The 11,469-nt window shown below is 50.6% G+C and carries 12 protein-coding genes, 1 pseudogene and 1 other annotated feature; of the genes and pseudogenes, 11 read left to right on the top strand and 2 right to left on the bottom strand.

The window, feature by feature from the left end; all coding sequences use genetic code 11:
- Positions 1 to 503: 503 nt before the first annotated feature.
- The 4 genes and pseudogenes from proP to G9X48_RS03415 all read left to right on the top strand — a co-directional run bounded on the left by proP (position 504) and on the right by G9X48_RS03415 (position 3,951).
- Complete coding sequence (gene proP / locus G9X48_RS03400; protein WP_007894028.1) at positions 504 to 2,009, top strand: glycine betaine/L-proline transporter ProP; 1,506 nt, start codon at positions 504 to 506, stop codon at positions 2,007 to 2,009.
- 158 nt (positions 2,010 to 2,167) lie between these two features.
- On the top strand, positions 2,168 to 2,617 hold the full coding sequence (locus G9X48_RS03405; RefSeq protein WP_004386556.1) for a hypothetical protein: 450 nt from the start codon (positions 2,168 to 2,170) through the stop codon (positions 2,615 to 2,617).
- A 206-nt stretch (positions 2,618 to 2,823) separates the two neighbouring features.
- Positions 2,824 to 3,334, top strand: a pseudogene (gene eco / locus G9X48_RS03410) (serine protease inhibitor ecotin).
- Positions 3,335 to 3,504: 170 nt separating this feature from the next.
- Complete coding sequence (locus tag G9X48_RS03415) at positions 3,505 to 3,951, top strand: GNAT family N-acetyltransferase (protein ID WP_085660926.1); 447 nt, start codon at positions 3,505 to 3,507, stop codon at positions 3,949 to 3,951.
- 10 nt (positions 3,952 to 3,961) lie between these two features.
- Here the strand turns inward: G9X48_RS03415 and G9X48_RS03420 are convergent, their stop codons facing one another.
- Positions 3,962 to 4,882 (bottom strand): alpha/beta hydrolase, encoded by a 921-nt coding sequence (locus tag G9X48_RS03420; RefSeq protein ID WP_097641613.1) that lies wholly within the window; start codon positions 4,880 to 4,882, stop codon positions 3,962 to 3,964.
- Between the two features lie 222 nt (positions 4,883 to 5,104).
- A complete protein-coding gene (locus G9X48_RS03425) occupies positions 5,105 to 6,025 on the bottom strand; it encodes a LysR family transcriptional regulator (RefSeq protein ID WP_097641612.1) in 921 nt (306 codons plus the stop codon).
- Positions 6,026 to 6,116: 91 nt separating this feature from the next.
- Between G9X48_RS03425 and G9X48_RS03430 the strand changes: the two genes are divergently transcribed.
- The 7 genes from G9X48_RS03430 to pheS all read left to right on the top strand — a co-directional run bounded on the left by G9X48_RS03430 (position 6,117) and on the right by pheS (position 11,463).
- Positions 6,117 to 6,593, top strand: a complete 477-nt coding sequence (locus G9X48_RS03430) for a GNAT family N-acetyltransferase (RefSeq protein WP_032989857.1) — start codon at positions 6,117 to 6,119, stop codon at positions 6,591 to 6,593.
- Between the two features lie 327 nt (positions 6,594 to 6,920).
- Entirely contained in the window at positions 6,921 to 8,849 is a 1,929-nt protein-coding gene (thrS, locus tag G9X48_RS03435; RefSeq protein ID WP_004387090.1) for a threonine--tRNA ligase, read from the top strand.
- Between the two features lie 3 nt (positions 8,850 to 8,852).
- Positions 8,853 to 9,395, top strand: coding sequence for a translation initiation factor IF-3 (infC, locus tag G9X48_RS03440; RefSeq protein ID WP_012905609.1), 543 nt, complete (start codon positions 8,853 to 8,855; stop codon positions 9,393 to 9,395).
- A gap of 97 nt (positions 9,396 to 9,492) precedes the next feature.
- Positions 9,493 to 9,690: a 50S ribosomal protein L35 gene (rpmI, locus tag G9X48_RS03445; protein ID WP_001124225.1), complete on the top strand. Its 198-nt coding sequence runs from the start codon at positions 9,493 to 9,495 to the stop codon at positions 9,688 to 9,690.
- 47 nt (positions 9,691 to 9,737) lie between these two features.
- Positions 9,738 to 10,094 carry a 50S ribosomal protein L20 gene (gene rplT, locus G9X48_RS03450; RefSeq protein WP_000124849.1) on the top strand — a complete coding sequence of 119 codons (357 nt, stop codon included), beginning with the start codon at positions 9,738 to 9,740 and terminating at the stop codon, positions 10,092 to 10,094.
- Between the two features lie 116 nt (positions 10,095 to 10,210).
- Positions 10,211 to 10,335, top strand: a sequence feature (Phe leader region).
- On the top strand, positions 10,216 to 10,260 hold the full coding sequence (gene pheM / locus G9X48_RS21265) for a pheST operon leader peptide PheM (protein ID WP_106120997.1): 45 nt from the start codon (positions 10,216 to 10,218) through the stop codon (positions 10,258 to 10,260). Its footprint overlaps the feature before it by 45 nt.
- Before the next feature lie 144 nt (positions 10,336 to 10,479).
- The gene (gene pheS, locus G9X48_RS03460) at positions 10,480 to 11,463 is read left to right on the top strand and encodes a phenylalanine--tRNA ligase subunit alpha (RefSeq protein ID WP_007867262.1); all 984 of its coding nucleotides are present in this window, start codon (positions 10,480 to 10,482) and stop codon (positions 11,461 to 11,463) included.
- Positions 11,464 to 11,469 lie beyond the last annotated feature (6 nt).

The raw sequence follows: 11,469 nt of genomic DNA on the forward strand, positions 1-11,469 counted from the left end.
CGTGGTAAAAGCCGGATCCTCTGATTCGGCTTTTTTATTACTGCTATTCGTCATAATTTTACTTAATGTTTCTTACATTTTTTATGCACCCTTGTGCGCACCGATAAGTTCATTCTTATCAGAATAATGATCTGACAACGCTATTTACCTGCTTCTCAGCCAGTCTCAATGCCCTGATAAAATTATCCCTGACAGAACCAGGTATTTTCGCCTGACATCCCTTAGCGGATTAATGAAATATGCCAAATCAAGGCGCTTAAACGCGATAAAATAAACTGTGAAGTTGATCGCAAATTTGTTCGCTGTTAGGGTAAAGAAGGGTCAGGCATCTGAAAACGCAGGTAAGCACATTCGGATGTGTCATTACTAACAGCGGGACGAGATCCTGCTACGCTCTTAAAGGAAGTCCTGGAAAGATAAGGCTTCTTTATCGCTAAGGAAGCGGACTGAGGGAAGCGGCTGACCGCCACCCAAGTCAAAGAGCGAATTCAATGAGGATGGATATGAAGCTTAAAAGAAAAAAAGTAGAACCGATCTCTCTGAGTGACGTCACGATTATTGATGATGCGAAACTTCGTAAGGCGATTACCGCAGCCTCTCTCGGTAACGCGATGGAGTGGTTTGATTTTGGTGTGTATGGCTTTGTGGCTTACGCGCTCGGCAAAGTGTTTTTCCCGGATGCCAACCCAAGCGTGCAGATGATCGCCGCGCTGGCGACGTTTTCGGTTCCCTTTCTTATCCGTCCGTTGGGCGGGCTGTTCTTCGGGATGCTCGGCGATAAATATGGTCGTCAGAAAATCCTCGCCATAACCATTGTGATTATGTCCGTCAGTACATTCTGTATCGGGCTTATTCCCTCGTATGCGTCGATAGGTATCTGGGCGCCTGTCCTGCTGTTACTCTGTAAAATGGCGCAGGGGTTCTCGGTAGGCGGCGAATATACGGGCGCGTCAATATTTGTCGCGGAATATTCCCCGGACCGTAAACGTGGGTTTATGGGCAGCTGGCTGGATTTCGGCTCTATCGCGGGCTTCGTACTGGGCGCAGGCGTGGTGGTGCTTATCTCTGCTATCCTTGGCGAAGAGAATTTCCTGAGCTGGGGCTGGCGACTGCCGTTCTTCCTGGCGCTGCCGCTTGGCCTGATTGGTCTCTACCTGCGCCATGCGCTGGAAGAAACGCCGGCGTTCCAGCAGCATGTTGATAAGCTGGAGCAGGGCGATCGCGAAGGTTTGCAGCACGGCCCGAAAGTCTCCTTTAAAGAGATTGCGACTAAACACTGGCGCAGCCTGCTGGCGTGTATCGGTCTGGTGATTTCCACCAACGTGACCTATTACATGCTGCTTACTTATATGCCGAGCTATCTGTCGCATAATCTGCACTACTCGGAAGAGCATGGCGTGCTGATTATTATCGCGATTATGATCGGTATGCTGTTTGTCCAGCCGGTGATGGGCCTGCTGAGCGACCGTTTTGGTCGTCGCCCGTTCGTGATTTTTGGGAGCGTGGCGCTGATGGTGCTCGCCATCCCTGCGTTCGTCCTGATTAACAGTAACGTTATCGGCCTGATTTTCTCTGGTCTGCTGATGCTGGCGGTGATCCTGAACTGCTTTACCGGTGTGATGGCATCTTCGCTCCCGGCGATGTTCCCGACGCACATCCGCTACAGCGCGCTGGCAAGCGCGTTCAATATCTCGGTATTGATTGCTGGTCTGACGCCGACCGTGACAGCGTGGCTGGTGGAAGGTACAGAAAACCTGATGATGCCAGCCTATTACCTGATGGTTATCGCGGTCATTGGTCTGATTACTGGCCTGACGATGAAAGAGACGGCAAACCGTCCTCTGAAGGGCGCGACGCCTGCGGCATCGGATATCCAGGAGGCGCGCGAAATTCTGCGTGAGCACCATGACAATATCGAACAGAAAATTGAAGATATTGACAAAGAGATCGCCGAGTTGCAGGAAAAACGCACCCGTCTGGTCGATCAGCATCCTCGCATTAACGAGTAAAACTTAAGCCCCTTCGGGGGCTTTTCTTTTTCCTGCTTTTCCTGCTTTTAGTTATTCCTGAATCCCCGCATTCCGTTGTACTCAGTAAAAACTTAATAGCTTGATTCTTAAAATCAGATTGTGAATGATCGCTGCACACACACCGGCAATGAATAACAATGAAAAAATCCTTTCTGATGTGCTGCCTTTTTCTTGGCAGCACTGGCCCTGCCAGCGCTGTGGTTCAGGGCCGCGAATATAATACGTGGTATGAAAAAGACGCAGTTTTATATGATATGACCCAGACCGCCGGGGGCAGTCCGGTCATGCTGAGTATTTCGCAGGCGGGTTTCCGTTCAGCGAATATGGTGATCTCTTCTCTGACGCCAGGAAAATGCCCGGCGCAGCCAAGAGCACTGGAAATCAACAGTGACATCATTCCCGCTGACTATTTTTGTACCCAGCAGGGCTCAGAAAAGATTGAGCACTATCTGGTACGTGACGCCGATAAAGTCAACGCGCTCGTCGAAAAGCTGCGTTCAGATTTTACTTTAATGAGCCAGAAGGAGATTAAAGTCTGGGCAGCCAATATTAAATCGCCGAAGCATGGTATCGCACCGCGGTTCTGAAGCGCTAAGCCGGTTAACGATTATTAACGTGAGTAACCGTTGATTTTTACGCGTTGTAAAATAAATGATACAGAGAAAAATTAGCTATGGTTTGCGTGAGGGTGACATAAAACACTGCTTATGAATAATATAGCAGTGATTGTCACGGTTTTTGAAATTGAATTCAGTTTTTACCGTGGAGCTAAAACCTGTGGAGAACTTTCATAATGAATAAAATTTCAGCGCTCATGTTAAGCCTGGCTGCTGCCGGTTGCATTTCCGGTAGCGTATTCGCCGCCGAAAAAAACGTCTGAAAATATCGCGCCTTTTCCAAAGGCGGAAAAAGGCATGGTTCGTCAGGTGATCGACTTGCCTGAGCGCCAGGATGAAGCATCCTACAAAGTCGAACTGGTTATAGGCCAGACCCTTGACGTTGATTGTAATAAGCATCAGCTGGCCGGAAAATTTGAGCGTAAAACACTCGAAGGCTGGGGATATGACTATTACACGTTTGAGTCCGCCAAAAATGCAGACGGCTCGGTCATGTATACCTCAACCATGATGGCCTGCCCGGACGGTAAAAAAGAGAAAAAATTCGTCACCGCAAACCTTGGTGAAAATGGCATGCTGAATTACAACAGCAAGCTGCCGGTGGTGGTGTATGCGCCCGAAAATATCGACGTGAAATATCGCCTCTGGAAAGCGGACAAGACCCTCGTTAGCGCTAACAAGAAATAACGTCTCTCGATGATTCGCAGCGTCAGGCACTTGATCAGGCCGCCTGACGCTGTCTTTTTAGCTGCTAAGACTCGCTTTCATTGCTCCTTTCTGACGCCTTCTTTTTGACACTTTTCTGTGCGGTGAAGTAGATTTGCCTGATCCGTAAACCGGCTCACGCAGGGACTTAAATGAAAATTGATTTTTCAGCGCTTAACGATACCCATATCACCGAATGCGCCCATCTCTATTGTAAGGTCTATAAAGAAGCGCCCTGGTTTGAAAAGAGCGAGCTGGCGCCGGTCATCGCTTTTATCCAGCAACATCTGAAAAATAATTATTTCAGAGGTTACATTGCCAGATATGACGAGAAAATAGTCGCAGCGAGCATCGGTTTTAAGAAACCGTGGCCGGGGGGCGTTGAGTATTATATCGATGAATTTTTCGTCGATCCCGATTGTCAGGGAAAGGGTGTTGGTAGCGCGCTGATGAATTTCATCGCCGATCGTTCTTTAAACGAAGGTCTGAATGCGATCATTCTCAACACCCATAAAGCTTACCCCTCCGATTTCTTCTACCGCAAACATGGGTTCGACGAGCATCAGGGGCTCATTATTCTCTCCAGAACGCTTGGTTAAATGCAGCGCCCTAATGCGTATTTCCTGAACGTATTAAGGCACAAATATCCTGCATTACATTGCGCGCGGCCTGGCTGATGCCGCCAAGCTGAAAGAAACCGTGAATAACGCCGAGATAACGCTGTGCCGTGCAGTTCACCCCTTGCTGCGTCATTCGCGCAAACAGCGCTTCGCCTTCATCACGTAACGCATCATATTCCGCGGTAATGATGTGTATCGGCGGTAATCCTGCGAAATCATTACGAAATAACGGGCTGGCTTCAGGGTGCAAAACATCAGTATCAGCAAGATAAGCCTCGAAACCGCTCAGAAACGCGTCGCTCGTCAGGACATAATCGGTACCGTTTGATCGATAACTCTCAGAGGATGCCGTGGCGTCCAGCATCGGATAAATCAGCACCAGCTGGCGGGGCAGCCACGCGCCGCTATTTTTTAATCGCAGAGCGGTTATCAGCGCCAGATGACCGCCCGCGCTGTCGCCCATAAATGTCATGTGGCGGCGATCTATGCCCAGTGTTTCCGCTTTCCGCCAGATGAGCTGCGCGGCGCGTTCGGCATCATCATGTGCGGCGGGATAAGTATGCTCTGGCGCTAAGCGGTATTGCACGGCAATCACCCGACAACCACTCAGGAAGGCCAGCTGGCGCAGTTGATTATCATGTGTAGCAAACCCGCCGCTTACAAAACAGCCGCCGTGATAATAGATAATCGCCGGGAGCGCGTTCTCTCTATTCAGAGGCGAGAAAATACGTAAAGGAATAGCGTCAATCTTCGTATCTTCAATATTCACGCGGGTCTCAGAAACACCGGCGAGCGCCGTACTGGCGATATAACCTGCGCGACGCTCTTCAAATGTCTGCGTGCGCGGGGAGGGGCGGCCCGCCGCGATAAAGTCATCAACAAGACGTGCAATTTCTGGTTCCAGCGCCATGCGTTTTTTTCCTTTGTTAACGATGCCAGCAAATGAATCCCGCAGTGTAGAGTGTTGCGATTGTCAGGAAAAGTTCACCCACCAGAACCAGGCGGTCGCTGACACAAGCATCAGGGCAAAAGAGCGTTACACTGCCGTGCAGGGGGATCTCCTGCGCGATGAAAGCCCGGGACGCCTGTAGCGCGCTGAGTGCTTAATTAACGAGAACGTGATTTTCACGTGTTACCTATCTCTTGCCAGCGCTTGCAGGACGCGCTTAAGCCAGTCGGTTGCGCCGCGTTTACCACTGCGTTGATGCGAATAAATTTTCACTTCAAACGACGGTACGTTGAAAGGTAATTCAAATATCCTGATATCAGTTGCCGGCAGCAGTTTCTGCGCGGCAAAGCGGGGAAGCGCCATGAGTAAGTCGCTTTCTGCAACGATAAACGGCGCGCCAAGCATAGAAGGGGTTTTGAGCGCGATGTGGCGCGCATAACCCATCTTTTCCAGCTGAGAATCAAGCACGCCTTGCTTTTCATTCCAGGGCGTTACCACCACGTGTCTGGCTGCAAGATAATCCTCAAACGTCAGCTGTGCTCTGCGTGCGCTGCTGATAACAACATAGTCATCTTCCAGCCAGTTGATTTCGTCCAGCTCCGCGTGTCGGATATCCTCCGGTGCGCTGAATCCAAGCGCCAGATCCATTTCGCCCGCCAGCAGTTCATTCAGCGCCGGGCTGTGGGGTAAATAGCGTAACTCAAAACGCAGGCCGGGCGCGTCGTGCTGCAGCCGGTGCATGAGGGCAGGGAAAATGCAAAATGCGGTGAAATCGGTGATGGCAATCTGTAAGCACTCTGTGCTGCTGGCCGGGTCAAACTCCGGCTGCGGCGTCAGCTCCTGATTGAGAAATTTCAGTGCCGAAGCGATGGAAGGCGCAAGCTGTGTGGCGTATACGCTGGGGCACATGCGGTGGCCTTCCCGGTAAAATAACGGGTCGTTAAGCGTGGTGCGCAGCCGCGACAGCGCGTGGCTCAGGGCCGAAGTGCTCATCGCCAGTTCATCGGCAGCCTTGCGAACGGAGCGGTGCCGATAGATAGCGTCAAAAACCGGTAAAAGATTTAAATCAAGACGTCTTAAGGATGGATGCATAATATTCATCATTGAGTGATTTCATTGCACTTAATTCTCCTGACATTACCCCGTATGCTTAACGCCATCAATGTCTGCCCATGATGAGATAACAGGAAAACCAATGAGCTACACCATTCGCGCAGCCCGTCCGGAAGATGCAACGGCAATTTATGAAATGATTTATGAACTGGCGGTCTATGAAAAAGCCCCACATGAAGTGGTCACGACGCCAGAGGAGATTCGGGAAACGCTTTTTGGCGCAGGCAGCAAAACGGAAGCGCTGATATGCGAGATTGACGATAAAGCCGTAGGATATGCCGTTTTCTTTACCAGCTATTCCACATGGCTCGGGCGTAACGGCATTTATATGGAAGATTTATATGTTTCGCCTGAATATCGCGGTAAAGGGGCGGGAAGGGGCCTGTTAAAACATATCGCCCGGTGCGCGGTGCAAAGGCAATGTGGTCGCCTTGAGTGGAGCGTGCTGGACTGGAACCAGCCTGCCATCGATTTTTATCTCAGCATTGGCGCGGCGGCGCAATCTGAATGGGTACGCTATCGCCTTGATGGCGAGGCGCTACTGAAGCTTGCCGAATAAATGCGCCTTTTATTACTGGCGTAATCAGCGATGAGCGCTAAGTCCAGGAAGCGGGAAACAGAGACTTTGCGCTCTAACTGACGCTTATCGCTCATTCCGGGCATGAGTACCGGCCATCTGAGCATGGATAGCTTTATCCATTTTATTAGTGTTACCATGGGTATAGAAGCAAAGCCTAAAAGCCATATGGAATAGGCGTTGCGTACCAAAAGTGTGTACCAATTTGGCGAATGTTGGTCAGATGGCTACATAACTTACTGAATCAAAACCATTTTCAAATCATATGTGATCTTGCGTGTGGGTCACCACTGTGAATAAGGATTTATAATGCCTGTTATTACGCTTCCTGATGGCAGCCAACGCCATTACGACCATGCTGTCAGCCCCATGGATGTTGCCCTGGATATCGGTCCGGGCCTCGCGAAAGCCTGTATCGCAGGCCGCGTGAATGGCGAGCTGGTGGACGCTCACGACAGTATCGAACAGGACGCTCAGCTCGCGATTATTACCGCGAAAGATGAAGACGGTCTGGAAATTATCCGTCACTCCTGTGCGCACCTGCTGGGTCATGCCATCAAACAGCTGTGGCCCCATACCAAAATGGCGATTGGCCCGGTTATCGACAACGGCTTTTATTACGATGTCGATCTCGACCATACCCTGACTCAGGAAGATATCGACGCCCTCGAAAAGCGTATGCACGAGCTGGCGGAAACTAATTACGACGTCATCAAGAAAAAAGTGAGCTGGCAGGAAGCCCGCGAAACGTTTGTGAAGCGTGGCGAGAACTACAAAGTCGCTATTCTTGATGAAAATATTTCCCGTGACGATAAACCGGGCTTGTATCACCACGAAGAATATGTGGATATGTGCCGCGGTCCGCACGTGCCGAATATGCGCTTCTGCCATCACTTTAAGCTGATGAAAACCGCAGGTGCTTACTGGCGTGGCGACAGCAGCAACAAAATGCTGCAGCGTATCTACGGTACCGCATGGGCGGATAAGAAAGCGTTGAATGCCTATCTGCAGCGTCTGGAAGAAGCCGCGAAGCGCGATCACCGTAAAATCGGTAAACAGCTCGACCTGTATCATATGCAGGAAGAAGCGCCGGGTATGGTGTTCTGGCATAACGACGGCTGGACTATCTTCCGCGAGCTGGAAACGTTTGTTCGCTCTAAGCTTAAAGAGTATCAGTATCAGGAAGTTAAAGGTCCGTTCATGATGGACCGTGTACTGTGGGAAAAAACCGGTCACTGGGATAACTATAAAGACGCGATGTTCACGACCTCTTCCGAGAACCGTGAATACTGCATCAAGCCGATGAACTGCCCGGGCCACGTGCAAATCTTTAATCAGGGTCTAAAATCATACCGCGACCTGCCATTGCGTATGGCGGAGTTCGGTAGCTGCCACCGTAACGAGCCTTCGGGCGCACTGCATGGCCTGATGCGCGTACGTGGTTTTACGCAGGACGACGCCCATATCTTCTGTACGGAAGAGCAAGTGCGCGACGAAGTGAACAGCTGTATTCGCATGGTTTATGACATGTACAGCACCTTCGGCTTTGAAAAGATCGTGGTGAAGCTCTCCACGCGTCCGGAAAAACGTATTGGTACCGACGAAATGTGGGACCGTGCGGAAGCCGACCTGGCGGTTGCGCTGGAAGAGAACAATATCCCGTTTGAATATCAGCCGGGTGAGGGCGCGTTCTACGGCCCGAAAATCGAGTTTACGCTCTATGACTGCCTCGATCGCGCCTGGCAGTGTGGCACCGTACAGCTCGACTTCTCCCTGCCGTCGCGTCTGAGCGCGTCTTATGTGGGCGAAAACAACGAGCGCCAGGTGCCGGTGATGATTCACCGCGCGATTCTGGGCTCAATGGAACGTTTTATCGGTATCCTGACCGAGGAGTTCGCCGGGTTCTTCCCGACATGGCTTGCTCCGGTACAGGTCGTGGTGATGAATATCACCGATTCGCAGTCTGAATACGTTAACGAATTGACCCGTAAACTACAAAATGCAGGCATTCGTGTAAAAGCAGACTTGAGAAACGAGAAGATTGGCTTTAAAATCCGCGAGCATACATTACGTCGTGTTCCATACATGTTAGTTTGTGGCGATAAAGAGGTCGAAGCAGGCAAAGTGGCCGTTCGTACCCGCCGTGGTAAAGACCTCGGTAGCCTGGACGTTAACGACGTAATTGAAAAGCTGCAGCAAGAGATTCGCAGCCGCAGTCTTCAACAACTGGAGGAATAAGGTATTAAAGGCGGAAAACGAGTTCAAACGGCACGTCCGAATCGTATCAATGGCGAGATTCGCGCCCAGGAAGTTCGCTTAACAGGTCTGGAAGGCGAGCAGCTGGGAATTGTGAGTCTGAGAGAAGCTATCGAAAAGGCTGAAGAAGCTGGAGTAGATTTAGTTGAAATCAGCCCTAACGCCGAGCCGCCAGTTTGTCGTATCATGGACTACGGCAAGTTCCTTTATGAAAAGAGTAAGTCTTCTAAGGAACAGAAGAAGAAGCAAAAAGTTATCCAGGTTAAGGAAATTAAATTCCGTCCTGGTACAGATGAAGGCGACTATCAGGTAAAACTCCGCAGCCTGATTCGCTTTCTCGAAGAAGGCGATAAGGCCAAAATCACGCTCCGCTTCCGCGGTCGTGAGATGGCCCACCAGCAAATCGGTATGGAAGTGCTTAACCGCGTGAAAGACGATTTGCAAGAACTGGCAGTGGTCGAATCCTTCCCAACGAAGATCGAAGGCCGCCAGATGATCATGGTGCTCGCTCCTAAGAAGAAACAGTAAGGCCTTCAAGTAACAGTTTCTGTGGAGCCTTTGGGCTTCACAGATTTTGTTCGCCTACGTTTCGTTTAATTAACAATGCGAAGTGGATGTAATTAAGATGCCAAAAATTAAGACCGTACGCGGTGCTGCTAAGCGCTTCAAAAAAACCGGTAAAGGTGGTTTTAAGCACAAGCACGCTAACCTGCGTCATATTCTGACCAAAAAAGCGACCAAGCGTAAACGTCACCTGCGCCCGAAAGCCATGGTTTCCAAAGGCGATCTGGGTCTGGTAATCGCGTGCCTGCCGTACGCATAAGCCGTTTAACTTTTAACTTTTTTACAGAATAGAAACAGGAGAGCACTATGGCTCGCGTAAAACGTGGTGTGATTGCACGTGCACGTCATAAGAAAATTTTGAAACAAGCTAAAGGCTACTACGGTGCGCGTTCTCGCGTATACCGCGTTGCCTTCCAGGCTGTTATCAAAGCAGGTCAGTACGCTTACCGTGACCGTCGTCAACGTAAGCGTCAGTTCCGTCAGCTGTGGATTGCACGTATCAACGCAGCAGCACGTCAGAACGGTATTTCTTACAGCAAATTCATCAACGGCCTGAAAAAAGCCTCTGTTGAAATCGACCGTAAGATCCTGGCTGACATCGCCGTATTCGACAAAGTGGCATTCTCTGCCCTGGTTGAAAAAGCGAAAGCAGCTCTGGCGTAAGCCAGTTGAAAGAGGGAGCCACGCTCCCTCTTTTAATTTCTGCCATATCAATCTGTTGACATTTTTACTGGCGCGCCTTTCAATAAGAGAATTCGCCATTAAGCCTCAGGGTAACGCAAGCATGAACGCTGCCATTTTCCGCTTCTTTTTTTACTTTAGCGCCTGAATCAGAGGGGCTTTGCGCGTAAGAAAAGAAACGGAAAATCAACGCCAGAAGCCTCCATCAGGAGGCTTTTTTTATATCTGCCGTTTTTGGGTCTGTTTCAAGTGGCAGGCGACACACGCGCCGCAGATTTATTTGGCCGCAAGGCGTGTCACCTGAAACAGAAGAATAACAAGACAGAGTTCAACAAACCGGCGCAAGCGCCGAATAACGAGGAAAACCATGCCACATCTCGCAGATCTGGTTGCCAGTGCAAAGGCGGCCATAACCAGCGCCCAGGATGTTGCCGCGTTAGATAACGTACGCGTCGAATATTTAGGGAAAAAAGGGCATCTGACCCTTCAGATGACCACCCTGCGCGAACTGCCGCCGGAAGAGCGTCCGGCCGCAGGCGCGGTTATCAACGAAGCCAAAGAACAGGTTCAGCAGGCGCTGAACGCGCGTAAAAATGAGCTGGAAAGCGCCGCGCTGAATGCCCGTCTGGCGGCAGAAACTATCGATGTTTCGCTCCCGGGCCGCCGCGTTGAGAATGGCGGTCTGCATCCGGTCACTCGTACTATTGATCGTATCGAAAGCTTTTTCGGTGAACTCGGTTTTACGGTAGCGACCGGCCCGGAGATTGAAGATGACTATCACAACTTCGACGCGCTGAACATTCCGGGACACCACCCGGCACGTGCGGATCACGATACTTTCTGGTTCGACGCGACGCGCCTGCTGCGTACCCAGACCTCTGGCGTGCAGATCCGCACCATGAAAAATCAGCAGCCGCCTATTCGCATCATCGCGCCAGGCCGTGTTTATCGTAACGACTACGATCAGACCCATACGCCGATGTTCCATCAGATGGAAGGGCTGATCGTCGATAAAAACATCAGTTTCACCAATCTGAAAGGCACGCTGCACGACTTCCTGCGTAACTTCTTTGAAGAAGATCTGCAGATTCGTTTCCGTCCGTCTTACTTCCCATTTACCGAGCCTTCCGCTGAAGTGGATGTTATGGGGAAAAACGGCAAGTGGCTGGAAGTGCTGGGCTGCGGCATGGTGCATCCGAACGTGCTGCGTAATGTCGGCATCGATCCGGAAGTTTACTCCGGCTTCGCGTTCGGCATGGGCATGGAACGTCTCACCATGCTGCGCTATGGCGTGACCGATCTGCGCGCTTTCTTCGAAAACGATCTGCGTTTCCTCAAACAGTTTAAATAAGGGCAG

Source organism: Cronobacter sp. HA18006 (genome assembly GCF_011605445.1).
Classification (GTDB): domain Bacteria; phylum Pseudomonadota; class Gammaproteobacteria; order Enterobacterales; family Enterobacteriaceae; genus Cronobacter; species Cronobacter sakazakii.